Raw genomic sequence first — 17,928 nt, 5'->3', positions numbered from 1 at the left:
GGGACGAAAGCTTTAACAACCTCTTTTGACAGGGTATTCCCATGTCCCAGACAGACACTCCAGACACATCACTCGACAAGAAAAAACGCGGTTTCTTTCAAACACTGGAAATCGACTTGCGCCTGTTGGGCATGGTCGGCGCCTTTGTCATCCTTTGCGTTGGTTTTGATATCGCAACCGGCGGGCGCTTTCTCACCCCGCGGAATATTTTCAACCTCACGATCCAGACCGTTTCCGTTGCGATCATGGCCACGGGCATGGTTTTCGTGATCGTGACCCGCCATATCGATCTTAGCGTCGGAGCTTTGCTTGCGACCTGTTCGGCGATCATGGCGATGATGCAAACACAGCTTTTGCCACATTGGCTTGGCCTAGGTTTTGACAATGCCCTGACCCCGTGGATCACAATTCTTGTTGGTGTGATCGCCGGCACCACAATCGGGGCGTTCCACGGCTTTCTGGTGGGATATCTGACCATTCCCGCCTTTATCGTCACACTTGGCGGCCTGCTGGTCTGGCGCAATGTCGCGTGGTACCTGACCAGCGGCAAAACCATCGGTCCTCTGGACCCCACTTTTCAAAAATTCGGCGGGATCAATGGCACGCTTGGTGCATCAGGATCCTGGATTGTTGGCGTGATTGCCACCGCCGTCGCGCTGTTCGGCCTTTACAACGCACGGCGCAACAAGGTGAAACACGGGTTTGCCGTCAAACCTTTGTGGGCAGAATTCGCACTGGCCGGCATTGCAGCCACAGCCATCTTGGGTTTTGTGGCGACACTGAATGCCTATGACGTGCCCACGCGCAAACTCCAGCGCATGTTTGAGGCCAGCGGCGAAGTCATGCCAGAGGGCTTTACCCAAGCCTACGGCATTCCGATTTCGGTTCTCGTGCTGGTGGCGATTGCAATCGGCATGACCATCGTGGCCCAGCGCACACGTTTGGGGCGCTATATTTTCGCAACCGGAGGCAATCCGGACGCCGCCGAACTTTCGGGGATCAACACACGCCTGTTGACGGTCAAGATTTTCGCCCTGATGGGGGCACTTTGCGCCCTGTCGGCGGTTGTCGCCTCTGCCCGGTTGACCAACCACTCGAACGACATTGGTACACTGGACGAATTGCGCGTCATCGCAGCAGCGGTCATTGGCGGAACGGCGCTGGCTGGTGGCGTTGGCACCATCCACGGTGCCATTCTCGGCGCTTTGATCATGCAGTCATTGCAGTCTGGCATGGCCATGGTTGGCGTGGACGCCCCTTTGCAAAACATCGTGGTGGGCGCGGTCCTTGTGTTGGCCGTTCTTATCGACATCATCTATCGTAAACGGACTGGAGCTGCCTGATGACCTCTCCTCTTGTTGAAATGCGCGACATCTGTATCTCCTTCGGGGGGGTCCATGCTGTCGACCATGTGAGCGTCGATCTTCACCCCGGCGAGGTTGTGGGTCTTCTGGGGCACAACGGTGCCGGAAAATCCACTCTGATCAAGATCTTATCGGGGGCCTATCAGGCCGACAGCGGTGAAATCCTGATTAATGGCAATAAAGTCGAGATTAACAATCCGCGTGACGCACGCGCACATCAGATAGAAACGATCTATCAGACACTGGCCTTGGCCGACAATCTGGATGCGGCCTCAAACCTGTTCCTCGGGCGCGAGCTTGTGACCCCTTTCGGTCTGGTCGATGACGATGCCATGGAAGCGGAAACGCGCAAGATTATGGCACGGCTCAATCCGAACTTTCAAAAGTTCAGCGAGCCGGTATCTGCCCTGTCAGGTGGTCAGCGCCAATCCGTTGCGATTGCACGCGCGGTCTATTTCAATGCCAAGATCCTGATCATGGACGAACCGACGGCTGCGCTCGGTCCCCATGAAACAAAAATGGTTTCGGAATTGATCGAGCAACTTAAAGCGGAAGGCATCGGAATTTTCCTGATCAGCCACGACATTCACGACGTGATGCATCTTTGTGATCGGGCCAGCGTGATGAAAAACGGAAAACTTGTCGGGGTTGTCGATGTCGACGATGTCACAGATGACGACCTGTTGGGCATGATTATTCTGGGCAAGAAACCCGAAGGCGTTGAATGTTAGACCCGCGAAAAGGAATGGTAGAATGACCTATCTGGTGGGCGACATCGGAGGGACGAACACGCGCCTTGCGTTGGCGGATCACACAGGTGTGCGCCATGGCACCCAGCGCCATTTCGATAATGCCGGATTTTCAAAGTTCGAAGACGTCTTGGACCTCTATCTGCCTGAACTCGGCACGCAGAGCATTGCCGACGTATGTCTTGCAATTGCAGGTCCCGTCGGTGCAACCCGTGCGTCTTTGACCAATCGCGACTGGGTTTTTGAAAGCGCTAAATTACAATGCAAACTCGGCACGGATCGGGTTCTGTTGGTAAATGACCTTTCGGCACTCAGCCACGCACTTCCCTCTTTGGAGATGACGCACCTTGGCGGCCCCGGCGCAGCGGCGTCTGCGACGCAAAGCCTTGTTGTTGGCATTGGAACCGGGTTCAACGTCAGCCTCTCCAAGCGCACGGATGATGGCAAAACAATCGCTTTCGAGGCCGAATTGGGCCACGCCGCCCTGCCGATCACGGTCTGGCAGGCGCTGCGCGACATCCTTGGGCCACAAGTCGCGGATTTCACCCGTGTCGAAGACTGGCTTTGTGGTTCGGGGTTTGAGCGCATGTATCATGGCGTTAGCGGAAAAAAGCTTTCAAGCCGCGAAATTATGACACGATTTGGCGCGCAGTCTGACCCTGACGCAGAAACCTCAGCGCTTTTGTTTGCAAGGGTTCTTGGTCTCTTGAGCCGTCAATTGATCTATCAGTATATGCCGCGCGCTGGTTTGGTTTTCGCAGGCAGTGTCGCACGCAGCATTTTGACCCAAGCCAGCTTTGACACCTTTCTGCAAACCTATCTGTCTGGCGCGGTCCGCGTTGCCGACCTGTCAGAAATCCCGATTTCCCTGATCGAAGACGACGCCGCCGCCTTGCAAGGGTGTTTGCGGGTCTTGCTGGACCAACACTCCACATAAAATGGGGCCCGCCATCCAAGGCGAGCCCCTTTTTCTTCAACGTTCACTTAAAACGATGTCCAGGCACCATTTCGGTTTGACGACCTGACACAGGCGTCAATGAACTGCACGCCCGCCAAACCGTCTTCCACAGTTGGGAAATGAAGGTCGGCCGGAATGTGATCACCGGCGTTTTTGGCACGTATGGCCGTCGCCGCCTCGCTATAGATATTTGCGAACCCTTCCAGATACCCTTCGGGGTGCCCTCCCGGTGTGCGCGTCAGGCGCTCGGCAACACCCGTGGCGCCGACCCCGCCGCGCGTCAGCAGGCGCTTTGGCTCTCCAAACGGGGTGAACCACAAATAGTTCGGATCCTCTTGCGCCCACTCCAATCCCCCCTTGGAGCCGTAAACGCGAAGCTTCAAAGCGTTTTCATTTCCGGGGGCGACCTGACTGGACCACAGCATGCCGCGTGCCCCACCGTTGAACCGCATCATCACATGCACATTGTCGTCCAACCGCCTGCCAGGCACAAAGGTTTGCAGATCGGCGGCAAGGCTCTCTGTTTTCAGACCTGTCACAAAGCTCAACAAGTTGAACGCATGCGTGCCGATATCCCCGACACACCCACCGGCCCCCGATCGCGCGGGATCGGTACGCCACTCGGCCTGTTTGTTGTCTTGGGCCTCTTCCGCTTCGGTCAACCAGTCCTGCGGATATTCGGCCTGCACCACGCGAAGATCCCCCAAGGCACCTTCGGCAATCATCTGGCGGGCCTGACGGATCATGGGATATCCGGTGTAATTGTGTGTCAGAACAAACAACGCTTCGGATTCTTGTGCTGCCTTGACCAGCTTTTTGGCTTCGCTCAATGTCGCCGTCAAAGGCTTGTCACAGATAACGTGGATGCCACGTTTCAGGAACTCGCGGGCAGCGGGATAGTGCATGTGGTTCGGCGTCACGATTGCCACGGCATCTATCCCCTCTTTCAGGCGAGCCTCGCGGATCGCCATCGCTTTGAAGTCGTCATAAATGCGGTCTTCTGCCAGCCCCAAAGCCGCGCCAGAGGCCTGCGCCCGTTCCGGCGTAGACGACAACGCCCCCGCCACAAGCGTGAACTCGCCATCGATACGCGCGGCAATGCGGTGGACCGCGCCGATAAAGGCATCATTGCCACCGCCCACCATACCCAGTTTGAGAGGTCCCTGCCCGGTCATGAACCCACCTCCAGCCCAAGCATTCTGCTATTGGCCGCGTCATCCGTGCCGCCGTCGGCAAAGTCATCAAAGGCTTTTTCGGTCACGCGGATAATGTGGTCTTTGACAAACTGCGCCCCTTCGCGGGCGCCGTCTTCGGGATGTTTCAGGCAGCATTCCCATTCCACAACAGCCCAGCCGTCAAAATCATTGGCAGCCATCTTGGAAAAGATCGCTCCGAAATCGACCTGCCCGTCGCCAAGCGACCGGAACCGTCCCGCGCGATCCACCCAAGATTGATATCCTGAATAAACGCCCTGTCGCCCGGTTGGATTGAACTCGGCATCTTTGACGTGAAACATTTTGATCCGGTCTTTGTAGATGTCAATATTGTCAAGATAATCCAGACACTGCAGGACATAATGCGATGGATCATAGAGCATATTGGCACGTGGATGGTTGCCGACCCGTTCCAGAAACATTTCGAACGTCACCCCGTCATGAAGATCTTCACCAGGGTGAATTTCATAACACACATCCACGCCCATCGTGTCGGCGTGATCCAGAATAGGGCGCCATCGCGCGGCCAGCTCATCAAAGGCCGCTTCAACCAATCCCGGCGGGCGCTGGGGCCACGGGTAAAGATAAGGCCAGGCCAACGCTCCTGAAAATGTCGCGTGTGCCCCGATGCCAAGGTTATAGCTTGCCGTGATGGCCAGTTTGACCTGCTCTACGGCCCATGCCTGTCGCGCTTTGGGATTGCCCCGCACCTGAGGTGCCGCAAACCCGTCAAACGCTGTGTCATATGCCGGATGCACCGCGACCAGCTGTCCCTGAAGATGGGTCGAAAGCTCGGTAATCTCAACGCCGTTTTCGCGCGCGACCCCGACAAGTTCCTCACAATAGGATCGTGAACTCGCGGCCTTGCCCAGATCAAAGATACGCTCATCCCAGCTTGGGATCTGGACCCCTTTGTAGCCGCAGTCCGCAGCCCATTTTGTAATGCTGTTCCAGCTGTTGAATGGCGCGTCATCTCCCGCGAATTGAGCCAGAAACAGAGCCGGACCTTTAAGGTTTTTCATGAATTCATCCTCCAATGTGGGAAAGAGGCAAACGCGCCTCTTTCCCGATGCACAGTTTCAACTTCTCAGAAGGGAGAATCCGGGAAGTAGAAAGAGGCAGCGTTCTCTGGCGTGATCAGTGTCGCGCCAAGAATATAGCGGCCCGCAACCGGTCCGTTCGACTTGAACGCCGCAACGGTAACGTCCATCGCTGTTGCAATCATGGAAGGCGGGTAAAGCACATCGACAGGAACAAGTGTTTCCCCATCCATGATCGCCTTGATCGTTTCCTTCATGCCGGCACCGCCGACGACAAACATGCCGTCGCCATCACGACCAGCCTGCTTGAGGGCTGCAACTACACCAATTGCAATGTCATCATCCTGTGCCCAGACTGCATCGATATCTGGGAAACGGGACAGGAAATCCTGCATCACTTCGAAGCCGTCATCACGGTTCCAGTTAGCGTGTTTGTGATCCAGAATGTTTACGCCCGATCCTTCCATTTCGGCCATGAAGGCATCAAACCGTTCATTGTCGATCAATGTTGGAATACCGCGCAGCACAACAATGTTGTCACCGGATTTCAGGCGGGTCTTCATGTATTGTGCGGAAACACGTCCCAGTTCCGGATTGTTGCCAGCTACATAAATGTCTTCGATACCCGGTTGGCTGAGGCCGCGATCCACCACTGTGATCAACGCGCCTGACTTTTTGACGTTCAGCACCGGATCAGTCAGCGGCTCGGACTCGAAAGGCAGAACCACCAATGCGTCGATCTTGTGCACCGAAACCAGATCTTCCAGAGCACTTGCCTGTGCGCTTGGATCGGAAGAGTTCACTAGGATCATGTCCACATCCGGATATAAGGCCTCAAGCCGTTTTTCAGCCTGTTCTGCGTGCCAGTTCATACCTGCAGCCCACGCGTGGGTGGGTGTCGGATAGCTGACCCCGATCTTGATTGTGTCGGCATGTGCCAGCGTTGCTGACATTGCCAGCGCCCCGGTCATGACCATTGCGCCCAATTTGCTAAAAGGTTTCATTTTGTCTCCTCCCAAATTTGGACGCACCTCTCCTGTCCGGTGGCGCCCGGTTTGTTTTCACTCTGGGGACAGGACCCCGCTTGCTTCGTGAAAGTTTTAAGTTTTGCTGGCCTTTGCCTTGCCCCAGTCACCGCGCTGTAACCAGACCGCGATGATGATGATGAGACCTTGCATGGTTCCGTTCAGATAGTTCGAAATGAGATCGGTAAAGTTCAGGATATTGCCGATTGTCGTCAGGATCAGAGCCCCCAGAATGGTGCCGCCGATCCGGCCATACCCCCCTTTGAGAACTGTTCCGCCGATGATGACGGCCGCGATTGCTTCAAGCTCCCAAAGAACCCCTGTCGAAGACGACGCGGACCCAAGACGCGGCACATAGATGATGGTCGCCAGCGACACACACAGACCCTGGATCATGTAGGTGATCGTTTTCACGCGGTCGACTTTGATGGCAGAGTATTTGGCAACGCCTTCGTTCGATCCGATAGCAGTGCAATAGCGCCCGAATGCCGTTCGGTTCAGCAGGAACCATCCCACAATAGACACCACGATGAACACCCAGACCGGAATGGGCAGACCCAGAAAGCTGTCATAATACACCGGGCGATAGGCACCCCGAATTGCGAAATCCAGCGAGAGCGTGCCGCCATCGGCAAAATACGTCACCAGCGAGCGGTAGATGCCCATGGTCCCCAACGTGACGATAAAGGCTTCGATCTTGCCTTTGGTCGTCAGGACACCGTTTATCCAGCCCGCACCGATCCCCAAAAGTATGGAACACCCGCACCCAAGCAAGACCGTGGCAACACCCGTGCCCAACATATCAACGGCATTGTTCATGATGATGATCATGACACCGGCAATGGCCGCGGCCATAGAGCCAACCGAAAGGTCAATCCCGCCAGCCGTGATGACAAAAGTTGCGCCAATCGCAATGATCCCGATAAAGGCAGACCGCGTCAAAAGATTGGACAGGTTCCCTTCGCTCAGGAATGCCGGATTCAACGAAAACCCGATAATACAAAGCAAGATCAATGCAATTGCGGGACCGGCGGTTTTGACATCGAACTTCATGCTTCTTCCCTTTGCCGTCGTGTTTGCTGTCGAAAGAGTCATTCGAGCCCCTCCCCCTTGAGACCGGCCGCATAGCGGACGATTTCGGTTTCATTGATACCGTCGCCTTCCAGAGTTCCGGTAGTGCGCCCGTCGCGCATCACAATCACCCGATGGCACAGCCCGATAATTTCGGGCATCTCGGACGAGATCACCACAACAGACACCCCCTCTGCGGCCAGAGCCGTGACAAAGTGATAGACCTGCTGTTTGGTGCCCACATCGATACCGCGTGTCGGTTCGTCGATGATGACGATCTGTGGTTCGCTCTCCATAACCTTGGCCAGCAACAGCTTTTGCTGATTACCACCGGACATGTCGCCAACAGAAATATCAGGATCACGGGCGCGAATATCAAACCGGCGAACCGCACGTTCCAATGCTGCGTCCTCTGATTTGATGTCCAGACCAAAGCGTTTTACGAACTTTGGCAGCGAGAACAGCGTCAGGTTCGGACGCATCTTCTTGTCAAGAAGCAGCCCCTTTGCCTTACGGTCTTTGGTAAGATAGGCAATTCCCGCATCACGGGCCGCCGCAACGGACGCAAAGCGCGTTTCTGCCCCGTTTACATGTATTGTGCCCGATATGATTGGTTCAAGACCACAAATCGCCTCAAAAACAGATGTCCGTCCGGCTCCGATCAATCCCGAAAACCCGAGAATTTCACCGCGTTTCAGGTCAAAGCTCACATCCTTGACACCGGCCGCAGTCAGGTTCGCAACCTGAAGCACACGATCCGCATCAACGTCCGCTTCTCGCATGGGCGGATACAGGTCTGATAATTCACGCCCCACCATCATCTGCGCCATCGCGTCCAGCGACATATCACCGGCCTCTTTGGTGCCAATCCATTGCCCATCCCGCAAGATGGTGATCCGGTCAGAGATTTCTTTCACCTCGGACAGTTTATGTGACACGAACACGATCGCGACGCCCTTTTCCTTGAGCTTTGTAACCTGCCGGAAAAAGACTTCGGTTTCGGCCTCGGTCAGAACTGCCGTTGGCTCATCCATGATCAAAACGCGCGCGTTGCGGCTGATTGCTTTCACGATCTCGACCATTTGCTTTTCCGCAATGGACAGATCGGAAATCCGCGCTGTCGGCGCGATATCAAGACCGATGTCTTGCAGATATTCCTGCACCTGCGCCTGCATCCGCTGGCGGTCAAGAATGCCATTTTTTGTTAATTCGCGACCAAGGAAGATGTTTTCTTCGACGGTCATTTGTTCGGCGAGGTTGAGTTCCTGATGGATCAGCACGATGCCCAACATCTCGGCCCCACCATTGGGTGGCAGGACCACCTCTTCTCCGTCGAACAAAATCCGTCCCGATGTCGGATCATGAAAGCCCGACAGGATCTTCATCAAGGTTGATTTACCAGCGCCGTTTTCGCCGATCAACGCATGCACCTCACCCGGACGTACATCCATGTTGACGCTAAACAAAACCGGCACAGAGCCGAAAGACTTGCTTATGCGGTCGGCCTGAAGCACCGAAAATATGTCATTAATACCGTCCGGCATTGTCCCCCCTCAAACACCATCACATCTCCTCAAATGCGCGTGTCATAACGTCTCATGTAAACCTTTTCATAAATAATGTAAACCTTTACATTCTTGCATGTAAACCTTTTCAGATCCCGTTCGGGGCTCTATAACACCAATTAAGTGGTTGGAAAGAAATACCGATTCCGACACTCTCCCGACGCCAAATTTGGATCGTAGAACTTGAGCAAACCGCCAGCCAAGCCAGCCACAATCGAAGACGTCGCCAAGCTTGCCGGGGTCTCAATCGCCACGGTCAGCCGCGCGATTCGAATGCCCGAGAAGGTGGCGGAAAGTACACGCAAGCGCGTCACCGCCGCGATTGCCCGAACGGGCTATACCGCGAACGCCATGGCCCAGAACCTGCGCATGAAGCGATCCCGCATGGTTATGGTGCTGACCCCGTCCATTGCCGACCCGAACTTTCCCGGCATTCTGATCGGTCTTGAGAAGGTCGCCAACGCCCGGGACTATGGCGTTCTGATCGGAAACACCGAAGGTTCAATCGCGCTGGAAGAGAACCACTTGCGGTTCCTGTCTTCGGGCATGGTGGATGGGCTGATCCTTCTGACCGGACATTTGCCCGTCGCCGGCCAACCCCAAAGCCCGACATCTGCGTTTCCGCCAATGGTTGCCGCGACGCGTCCTATCGAGCGCCCCGAAGTGTCCTACATCGGCGTCGACAACGTGTCAGCCGCCAAGATGGCGACAGAATACCTGATCTCGCTCGGGCATCAAAAGATCGTCTATGTCTCATCATCTTCAACAGATGCAGTGTCCGATTTGCGCTCGGACGGGTATCGCCGCGGTTTGGCCGAGGCCGCAGGCGTACTTGACGAGTGGATTATCGAGGGTGACGGGTCCAGCGAAGGTGGGCGCGCGGCGGTCGAGCGGCTGTTTATCAAAGACACGTTGCCTACGGCGTTTTTCTGTTTCAACGACGATACGGCAATCGGCGTAATCGGCGCCCTTCAGCTGCGCGGGTATGATGTGCCAAAGGATTTTTCGGTGATCGGATTTGACGATATCCCGTTCTCGAACAACATCACCCCTGCCCTGACAACAATACGCCAACCTCGCAGCCAGATCGGGGAACACGCCATGAACCAGCTGCTGGACAAACTGGCCGGAGAAGACACGCAGGCGGGCGATGTGTTGTTGCATGGCGATCTTGTTGTGCGCGAAAGCTGTGGCCCTGCCGCCGCCGTATACGTAACGCGCCGCAGTTAAGCCACGGACCGCGCAGGTCCAGACGATCAAGTGACGTGGCGTCGGCGAAGGAACGTTCTGGACTCAACGCCCAAAACCTTTTCTCCTGTTCAGGCGGCTGGACCTATCCGGTTGCCGCGATTGGGGGGAAAGATGGCTTACGACTTTATCATTGTTGGTGGGGGCTCTGCCGGTGCGACGATTGCATCGCGGCTGAGCGAAGATCCGAACACCTCTGTTTGCCTGCTAGAGGCAGGCGGCAGCGGAAAGGACATCTTGATCCGCATGCCGGTTGGCGTTGTCGCGATGTTGCCGGGATACGGCAAGATCAACAATTGGGCCTTCAAAACCGAACCACAACCCGGTCTGAACGGCCGTACCGGATACCAACCCCGCGGCAAAACCCTTGGCGGGTCGAGCGCCATAAACGCGATGCTCTATATTCGCGGCCAGAAAGAAGACTATGACGAATGGTCTGCTGCCGGCTGCCATGGCTGGAGTTGGGACGAGGTCCTTCCCTTTTTCAAAAAGTCCGAAAACAACATCAAGGGCGATGACGCATTTCATGGCGGCGCTGGCCCCCTTCAGGTTTCGGATGCAAAGGCCCCTCGCCCTATTTCGAAAGCGTTTGTCGAGGCCAACACGCAGGTTCAAATTCGCGAAACACCGGATTTCAACACCGGCGACAACGAAGGCGCCGCAATCTATCAATGCACGCAGTTCCATTCACCGGACAAAAACGGTGAACGCTGCTCTGCTGCGGCGGCCTATCTTCATCCCGTGATGGAGCAGCGCCCCAACCTGACGATCATCACAAAGGCGCGTGCCACCAAAGTTCTTTTCGATGGCAAAAGAGCTGTGGGTGTCGCCTATCGCAAAGGCAAGACCGACACAGAGATTCACGCTAAAAAGGAAGTGATCCTGTCCGGTGGCGCGTTTCAATCCCCGCAGTTGCTTTTGTTGTCGGGGGTGGGTGAAGAACAGGCGATATCACAGCATGGTATCGACCTTGTGCATGACCTGCCCGGCGTGGGTAAAAACCTTCAAGATCACCTCGACTTTATCCTGTCGTACAAAACCAAGGATAAAAACAATCTTGGGATTGGATTGGGCCCGGGCCTCAAACTGTTCAAGGAAATTCTGAAGTGGCGTAAAACCGGAAACTCGATGGCTGCGTCAACCATCGCCGAAGCAGGGTCTTTCTTCAAATCCGACCCTTCGGTGGATCGCGCCGATGTGCAAACGCATTTCGTGATTTCCATCGTAGACGACCATGCCCGCAAACTGCATCTCGGGAATGGCTATTCGTGCCATGTATGTGCGTTGCGCCCGCATTCGAAAGGCGAAGTTTTCCTGAAATCCAGCGATCCGATGGCCGACCCCGGAATTGATCCGAAGTTCCTGTCTGATGAGCGCGATCTTCAAACCCTGATCAAAGCGGCCAAAAAGACCCGCGCGATCATGGAAGCCCCCGCAATGGCCAAATACAAGCACAAGGAACTGTTCGGTGTGAACGACGACACGACAGACGCCGAATGGGAACAGCACATCCGCAATCGGGCCGACACGGTCTATCACCCTGCAGGGAGCTGCAAAATGGGCATCGACGAGATGGCGGTTGTTGACCCACAATTGCGTGTTCACGGGCTGGAAGGGCTGCGGGTCGCGGATGCTTCCATCATGCCGAATGTCGTCTCCGGCAACACAAATGCCCCAAGCATCATGATCGGCGAAAAATGTGCTGACATGATCAAATCGGATTATGGAATGGTCACGCCGGCCTAAGGATTAGGGCAGACTCTTCCGGTTTAGAGCTTAAACCAAAGCAGCGGGGCCATCACTTCTGTGGCTCAAATCCCCGGCAGCGCCGAATGCTGTTGGCCGGTGACATCCTGAAGCTGGTACAACGCATTCACCAATGCGGGGCCCACCTCGGTTTGGGCACGTTCAAACGTCAAATCTTCGGTACGCGCGCTGGCCAGAAACGCAACAGGTTGTGCAAAATCTGTGGGCCTGTATGGGCTGGCAATCGCGTTGATCGAGGCATTGAACCGCTTGGCCGTGTCCGCAATTGCAAACCCGCGTGTTAACAGCATATCCTGAAACTGCATCCGCAGCGCCGCACATTCTGATCGTGAGGACTCGTCCATGGGTCCGGTGAGTTTCTCAAACTCGGCATCACTCAAAGCCCCCAGATAGGCGGCTCCCGTCGAGGAACTCGACAAAGGAATGCGATAGCCGACATTCAACCAGACGGTTGTCGTGTTTTCCGGCCGCCACGTTTTCACCAATAACATCCGGTCATCGTCATGAATTGCGACCCCGACCAGCGTTTTTGTTTCATTCGCAAGGGCCTGCATGATCGGTGTTGCGGTCTCGACAAACCCGAAAGAGGCCGCCGCAATATTGCCCAAGGCCAGCGCCGAAGGCCCCAACCGATATCTGTCATGATGGCGTCCATGGGTCAGATACCCCAAAGCACAAAGCGTAAACGTCAGACGTGAAACAGTTGAGCGGGGAATGCCGGTGCGATCCGAAATCTGGAGATTGCTCAACCCGTCATCTGTTGGACGAAAGGCTCGCAAAATCCGCAGCCCCCGCGCCAGCGTGTTCGCATATCGTTTGTCCTCTTTCAGATCGGGCATCGCTTCGGGGTCCGTGGCTCAGTGAAATTCCAGAATATAGAATTTCATTGATACGAAAACCCAAAATTTGGCCGCAAAACCTCTGAGGGGCGGCACCATAAATGTGCCGCCCCCCTTTCGTTTTATCACCCAGAGCGCGTTTAGGCCTTGGATGGTACCTGTTTCGGCTCGAACGTCTCTTCGTCGCCAAATTTTGCTTTCCATCCAGTGACCGAGGCAAAGTCGAAGTAGATCGTCAACATGGCCGGCAGAACCAGAACAACAAGCACCATGGACGCCGCCAAACCAGACGCCACGGCCACAACCAATGGCACCATTGTCTGCACCTGCGGGCTGCCGTCCGAGATCAGGGGCAAGAGCCCCGCAATCGTTGTGCCCGTCGAAATCAGAATAGGTCTGAAACGATCGCGAACCGCGTCAATTGCGGCAGACACGTGATCTTCTTCCTTAAGATTGGTCTGGAAAAAGGTCAGGAACAGGATGGCATTGTTAACCACGATACCTGCCAGCGACGCAAAGCCGATAAAGCTCGGCATGGCGAGATCAATTCCGGCCCCCCAATGCCCCAAGATTGTGCCAATCAGTGCGAAAGGGATCGACATCATGATCACAATCGGAAGGGTGTAGCTGCGGAACTGGAACGCCAAAACAGAATACACACCCACCAATCCAATGATGAGCTTCCCCATGATCGAATTCTGGGATTTCTGTTGATCCTCGACCGCACCGCGATTGGCGATCACAACATCGGGAAAGCGTTGCTGCACGTCGGGGGCCGCGACATTCGTGACAAAGGCCGCGATTTCATTCGGCGATGTCACGTTGCGATCCAGCTGCCCGACCACACGGGCAATGACCTTGCCGTTGCGACGTGTGATGTTGGGATAGCTCGCCGCCAGCCGCAACTCTGCCACCGTGCTCAAAGACGTTTTCTTGCCCTGCCCGACGACAATCGGAAAGTTCTCCAACTCGGTCAGGTTCGCAATGGTATCGCCAATCTGAACCCGCACCGCTACATTGGACGCCCCCGAGCGGAAACTATCGGTCTCTGCACCAGCAAAAGCATTCCGCAACTGTTCGGCAAGCGATTGCGGTGTCAGCCCGACCGCATAACCATAGGTATTCAATGTCAGCTGCACCTCCTGACGCCCGCCAAAGAAGTCCTGAAAAACTTCGGTCACGCCTTCTTTGTCACGCAGCGCCCGCAGGATTTCCGTCGCGGCCTTTTCCACGTCTTCCAGATCACGCCCCGCCACCTCGACATCCAGATCCGAGCCACCCGGGCCGATCTCGGACTGGGCATAGCTGGACTGGACCAAATCCGGCAAGGGGCCGGTTTCTTCCCGCCACACGCGCAGCATCTCGTTTGCGCTGACATTCCGGCGCGAGCTTTCCAGCAAATCCACAACGATTGTCGCGGTATGCGATCCATTGTCTTTGACATCGGAATTGGTGCCGTACTGCACCATGACACGCTCAACCAAGGGCTCCTGCCCGTCTGTCAAAGGCGTGTATGTCTCGTCAACGCGCTCAAGTGCGGCCAGCATCTGGTCAACCGTTTTCACCGTTCTTTCCCGCGCGATGCCAGAGTCCAGTGCAAAGCGCACCTGAACGGTGTCGCCTTCAACAGTTGGAAAGCCCACAACCTTGACCGCGCCCGATGTCACCAGCCCTACAGTCACGATCAGCGCGCCGAACACAGTGCCCAAAGTGAGATATCGAAAGCGCACGAATTGCCGCACAACCGGAATAACCGCCGCTTCTTTCATGCGGTTCAACGCAAGCGACGCGCGGCTCTCTGATTTGTCGCCCACGGTGTGCCCGCTGGCATGGGCAAGGTGATGCGGCAGGATCAAAAACGCCTCGACCAGCGACAGCCCCAGCGTGAGCAGCAGCACAATCGGAATAAACTTCAGAACCTGCCCCATATCGCCGGACAGGAACATCAAAGGCGCGAAAACGCATGCCGTGGTCAAGAAAGAGGACGCAACCCCCGGCATAACCTCAAGCGTTCCCCTTGATGCTGCCTCCATCGGTGGCTTGGTGCGTCTGTGGCGATCAATATTTTCGGCAATGACGATCGAGTCATCCATGATCAATCCAACCGCCATCAACAATGCGACAAGGGTCAGCATGTTGATCGACACGCCCAGCGCCTGCATCAGGAACAATGTGCCCAGGAACGACACTGGCAACGAGGCGGAAATCCACAAGGATTGCCCGAAGGAAAAGAACAACCACATTGTCCCGAACACAAGGAAAAGCCCGATCGCGGTGTTTTTCAAAATCAGCGTCAACCGCTCTTCCACGAGGTCCGTCATGTTGAAGGTAATCGTAAGCTTGAACGGATCGGGATAGGCTTCTTCTTCTGCCGCCAGAACGGATTCAACACTTTCAAAGGTGCGAATGGCATCGGCTTCGGCCGCCTTGAACACATAAATGATCGCCGCCTGATCTCCGTCGATAAAGGACTGTTGGTTTTCATCCTGATCAACAAGCCGGATTTCCGCGAGATCACTCAGGCGGACCATGCTGCCCGCATCGTTTTCCAGTACAATCAGATCTTGCAACTCGGTGATCGTGCGGCGCGCGTCCGAATAGCGCAAGACAATGCTGCCCTCATCGGCTTCCAAACTGCCAAGCGGCTGTCGCAAACTGCGCGCATTGATGGCAGACACGATATCCCGTCCCGAAAGACCAAAGCGACGCAAGGCTTGCTCGTCAAAGGTCACTCTCAGTTCACGATCCGTGATCCCCGACACCCGCGCCTCGGACACGCCAGACACCTGTTGCAGGGTTTCTGACAATTCATCCGAATAGGATTTCAGCCCTTCTTTGCCTTCAATGCCCGAAACGGCGATCATTGCGATCAGCTCTGTCCGCCCCCCCATTTTGACCGAAGGGGCCTCGGCGTCGGCTGGAAAGTCACTGATTTCGGAAACGGCCGAAAACACATCGTTGTAAAATTCGCTGACGTCTCCGCCTTCTTCCAGCTCGGCTGTTGCCGTGGCCATGCCGTCAACCGAAAGACACGTCAGTTCTTCGAGGCCCTCGGTGCCCGTCAACGCATCTTCGATAGGGGTACATATTTCCTCATCCACGTCGACGGCAGAAGACCCCGTATAGACGACGCTGACCTCAACGGTCGACGGGGTGATGTCCGGAAAAGTTTCGCGTTTGATCTGGCTGATGGAGGTCAGCCCCAGAACACAAATCAGGGCCATCAAAAGGTTGGCTGCAACCGGATGGCGGACAAACCAATCAATCATTCTGGACGTCCTCTTGCGAAATCAGCGCAAGCTTCATGCCCGGAACCGGCGGACGCGGCAAAGACAGGACCAGCGTCTCGCCTCCGCTCAGCCCCTCTTGGATAACGACATCCGCCCCGAGAACAGGACCCGCCTTGATCCGCGTCACCGTGAGCCGGTTTTCATTGTCGGCAGTATAAACAAACGGAACCCCGTCATCGTCATAGCGCACAGCCGTTCTGGGAATAACAATCACACCGGCGCGTGGTCCGGTCGTGAACCGCACCGCAACAAAGGTTCCGGAATTCAAAGGCGGACGGTTGATCGGACGGACGCTGACCAGTGGATCATTCACCCGCACCACCACGCCAAGCGCACCTGTGTCTGCATCCAGCGTGCCCCGCGTTCTGACAAGTTCGGCAGGCCACGTCGCCTGAAAGCCGGATTGCGCCATGGCAACCTCGGCCGTGACGCCTGCACGGGTGAGCAACGTAACAGCCTGTGACGTGTCGATGTTTTCGTCAGGCTCCAGCTCTCCTTTGAACGCCAGTGAAATCATCGGCCCGAATTCCGAGGGCTGGACTTCGGCGGTAATTTCCACTGCCGAGACGTCATCGACGCTCATCAACCGGTCGCCGACACGCACATATTGGCCGGCTTCTACATTTGCCTCTGAGACGCGCCCGCGAAACGGGGCAACAATCTTGGCTTTTTCGATTGACCGCTCCGCCTCTGCAATCTCGGACTGGCGCAACGACATCGTGGCCTCAAGAGATTGACGCTTGGACGGGAAAAGCGAAATGGCGTTGCGCAGACTGGCGACAGACACGGTTTGTGCCAGCATGGCCCGCCGCGACCCATCCAGCACCGACTGGCTGGATGCGCCCCGTTCAACCAGACTTACAATCCGGTCAAATTCATCTTCTGCAACGCCAAGAATACGCTCTTCCACTTCCAGCATGGCGATTGAGTTTGCTTCTTCTTGCTCCAATTCGGCAATTTGCGCCTCGACCGCCGCGATGTTGGCCAGTGCTTTTTTGCGCGCCAATTCATAGTCGGTCGTGTCAATTTCGATCAGAACCGTCCCTTCGTCGACAATGCTGCCGACGGCATGCCCCTCGTGCATAAAGGTGATGCGCCCCTGCACTTCTGCGACGGCGGACCAGTTTCGGACGGCTTCTGCGCGCCCATAACCGATTGCGGTGCCTGTCACCTCTGTGGGTTCTATGGTTTGAACGCGCACTGCGACGGCCCGTTCCTCGGGTGCGCCACCCGTGTCCGGCGCCTCACGGTTCATGGTGATAAACACGCCAATCGCAATTGCAATCGGAGGAACGATCATAAGGGGGCGCAGGTTCATACTTCAAATTCCGTTGCTTCACCGCTTTACACGGCTTTTGTTTCAATGTGCGAGCGTCAATGCAGACCGTGGTTTGCAGGGGGTCGCAGCAAACTGAGGATGCTAAGACCATAATCCTCTGATCAAAGAAGAACAGCGCAATCCGTCCCGCAGGCAGGCCCAAGCGCCGCACCCTTACCGGCCTGTTTTTGCTGTTCAAACTCCACGTCAGGATATGCCACTTCACCCAAGGCCGCCAAAAGACAAACCCACACCCATATTAGACGGTCGAGTTGGCGTTTTCCGTCGGAGTTTTTTGCAAATTTCGTGAATTTTCTTGGTTTGGACCTAGCCTGAGGCTTTGCCCTGGCTGTCCAATCAGGTCTTGAAAACAAAACCCGCCCCAAAACCAATCCCAGCAACAGACCGCGCGGGGCGCATCAATGTATCAAACAACCTCAAGCGCATGTGTCAGTCCGCAAGGGAATAACGACTTATCAA

13 protein-coding genes are annotated in these 17,928 nt (G+C 55.7%); 5 read left to right on the top strand and 8 right to left on the bottom strand.

Annotation, left to right across the window (positions count from 1 at the left end):
• Positions 1 to 41 precede the first annotated feature (41 nt).
• From PH7735_RS04495 to PH7735_RS04485, 3 genes are read left to right on the top strand one after another with little or no spacing between them, the layout of a single operon-like run.
• The gene (locus PH7735_RS04495; RefSeq protein ID WP_058310098.1) at positions 42 to 1,343 is read left to right on the top strand and encodes a sugar ABC transporter permease; all 1,302 of its coding nucleotides are present in this window, start codon (positions 42 to 44) and stop codon (positions 1,341 to 1,343) included.
• Positions 1,343 to 2,095 (top strand): ATP-binding cassette domain-containing protein, encoded by a 753-nt coding sequence (locus tag PH7735_RS04490; RefSeq protein ID WP_058310097.1) that lies wholly within the window; start codon positions 1,343 to 1,345, stop codon positions 2,093 to 2,095. Before PH7735_RS04495 ends, PH7735_RS04490 begins: the two co-directional genes overlap by 1 nt.
• Positions 2,096 to 2,117: 22 nt before the next feature.
• Entirely contained in the window at positions 2,118 to 3,050 is a 933-nt protein-coding gene (locus PH7735_RS04485; protein WP_058310096.1) for a glucokinase, read from the top strand.
• A 47-nt stretch (positions 3,051 to 3,097) separates the two neighbouring features.
• On the opposite strand, the gene PH7735_RS04480 is transcribed toward PH7735_RS04485, so the two are convergent.
• From PH7735_RS04480 to PH7735_RS04460, 5 genes are all read right to left on the bottom strand, one after another.
• Positions 3,098 to 4,246 (bottom strand): Gfo/Idh/MocA family protein, encoded by a 1,149-nt coding sequence (locus PH7735_RS04480; RefSeq protein WP_058310095.1) that lies wholly within the window; start codon positions 4,244 to 4,246, stop codon positions 3,098 to 3,100.
• Positions 4,243 to 5,307 carry a sugar phosphate isomerase/epimerase family protein gene (locus PH7735_RS04475; RefSeq protein WP_058310094.1) on the bottom strand — a complete coding sequence of 355 codons (1,065 nt, stop codon included), beginning with the start codon at positions 5,305 to 5,307 and terminating at the stop codon, positions 4,243 to 4,245. Before PH7735_RS04475 ends, PH7735_RS04480 begins: the two co-directional genes overlap by 4 nt.
• Before the next feature lie 65 nt (positions 5,308 to 5,372).
• The gene (locus PH7735_RS04470) at positions 5,373 to 6,329 is read right to left on the bottom strand and encodes a substrate-binding domain-containing protein (RefSeq protein ID WP_058310093.1); all 957 of its coding nucleotides are present in this window, start codon (positions 6,327 to 6,329) and stop codon (positions 5,373 to 5,375) included.
• Between the two features lie 96 nt (positions 6,330 to 6,425).
• A complete protein-coding gene (locus PH7735_RS04465) occupies positions 6,426 to 7,445 on the bottom strand; it encodes an ABC transporter permease (RefSeq protein WP_058310092.1) in 1,020 nt (339 codons plus the stop codon).
• Entirely contained in the window at positions 7,442 to 8,965 is a 1,524-nt protein-coding gene (locus PH7735_RS04460) for a sugar ABC transporter ATP-binding protein (RefSeq protein ID WP_058310091.1), read from the bottom strand. Before PH7735_RS04460 ends, PH7735_RS04465 begins: the two co-directional genes overlap by 4 nt.
• Before the next feature lie 204 nt (positions 8,966 to 9,169).
• Here PH7735_RS04460 and PH7735_RS04455 point away from each other — a divergent pair, with 204 nt between their 5' ends.
• Together PH7735_RS04455 and PH7735_RS04450 are read left to right on the top strand one after the other, a co-directional pair.
• On the top strand, positions 9,170 to 10,216 hold the full coding sequence (locus PH7735_RS04455; protein WP_058310090.1) for a LacI family DNA-binding transcriptional regulator: 1,047 nt from the start codon (positions 9,170 to 9,172) through the stop codon (positions 10,214 to 10,216).
• A 132-nt stretch (positions 10,217 to 10,348) separates the two neighbouring features.
• Positions 10,349 to 11,980 carry a GMC family oxidoreductase gene (locus tag PH7735_RS04450; protein ID WP_058310089.1) on the top strand — a complete coding sequence of 544 codons (1,632 nt, stop codon included), beginning with the start codon at positions 10,349 to 10,351 and terminating at the stop codon, positions 11,978 to 11,980.
• A gap of 65 nt (positions 11,981 to 12,045) precedes the next feature.
• Here the strand turns inward: PH7735_RS04450 and PH7735_RS04445 are convergent, their stop codons facing one another.
• The 3 genes from PH7735_RS04445 to PH7735_RS04435 form a co-directional block, all read right to left on the bottom strand.
• Positions 12,046 to 12,840 (bottom strand): IclR family transcriptional regulator, encoded by a 795-nt coding sequence (locus tag PH7735_RS04445; protein WP_058310088.1) that lies wholly within the window; start codon positions 12,838 to 12,840, stop codon positions 12,046 to 12,048.
• A gap of 140 nt (positions 12,841 to 12,980) precedes the next feature.
• Complete coding sequence (locus PH7735_RS04440; protein WP_058310087.1) at positions 12,981 to 16,109, bottom strand: efflux RND transporter permease subunit; 3,129 nt, start codon at positions 16,107 to 16,109, stop codon at positions 12,981 to 12,983.
• On the bottom strand, positions 16,102 to 17,448 hold the full coding sequence (locus tag PH7735_RS04435; protein WP_058310086.1) for an efflux RND transporter periplasmic adaptor subunit: 1,347 nt from the start codon (positions 17,446 to 17,448) through the stop codon (positions 16,102 to 16,104). Before PH7735_RS04435 ends, PH7735_RS04440 begins: the two co-directional genes overlap by 8 nt.
• Positions 17,449 to 17,928: the final 480 nt, after the last annotated feature.

Source organism: Shimia thalassica (genome assembly GCF_001458215.1).
GTDB classification, from domain to species: Bacteria; Pseudomonadota; Alphaproteobacteria; order Rhodobacterales; family Rhodobacteraceae; genus Shimia; species Shimia thalassica.
The sequence above is the reverse complement of the archived record's forward strand: the minus strand, read 5'-3'. Positions and strand labels throughout refer to the sequence as shown.

Bases quoted from the DNA above. Each gene is read 5' to 3' on its own strand.
- PH7735_RS04495 (WP_058310098.1), top strand. From the start codon at position 42: ATGTCCCAGACAGACACTCCAGACACATCACTCGACAAGAAAAAACGC.
- PH7735_RS04490 (WP_058310097.1), top strand. From the start codon at position 1,343: ATGACCTCTCCTCTTGTTGAAATGCGCGACATCTGTATCTCCTTCGGG.
- PH7735_RS04485 (WP_058310096.1), top strand. From the start codon at position 2,118: ATGACCTATCTGGTGGGCGACATCGGAGGGACGAACACGCGCCTTGCG.
- PH7735_RS04480 (WP_058310095.1), bottom strand. From the start codon at position 4,246: ATGACCGGGCAGGGACCTCTCAAACTGGGTATGGTGGGCGGTGGCAAT.
- PH7735_RS04475 (WP_058310094.1), bottom strand. From the start codon at position 5,307: ATGAAAAACCTTAAAGGTCCGGCTCTGTTTCTGGCTCAATTCGCGGGA.
- PH7735_RS04470 (WP_058310093.1), bottom strand. From the start codon at position 6,329: ATGAAACCTTTTAGCAAATTGGGCGCAATGGTCATGACCGGGGCGCTG.
- PH7735_RS04465 (WP_058310092.1), bottom strand. From the start codon at position 7,445: ATGACTCTTTCGACAGCAAACACGACGGCAAAGGGAAGAAGCATGAAG.
- PH7735_RS04460 (WP_058310091.1), bottom strand. From the start codon at position 8,965: ATGCCGGACGGTATTAATGACATATTTTCGGTGCTTCAGGCCGACCGC.
- PH7735_RS04450 (WP_058310089.1), top strand. From the start codon at position 10,349: ATGGCTTACGACTTTATCATTGTTGGTGGGGGCTCTGCCGGTGCGACG.
- PH7735_RS04445 (WP_058310088.1), bottom strand. From the start codon at position 12,840: ATGCCCGATCTGAAAGAGGACAAACGATATGCGAACACGCTGGCGCGG.
- PH7735_RS04440 (WP_058310087.1), bottom strand. From the start codon at position 16,109: ATGATTGATTGGTTTGTCCGCCATCCGGTTGCAGCCAACCTTTTGATG.
- PH7735_RS04435 (WP_058310086.1), bottom strand. From the start codon at position 17,448: ATGAACCTGCGCCCCCTTATGATCGTTCCTCCGATTGCAATTGCGATT.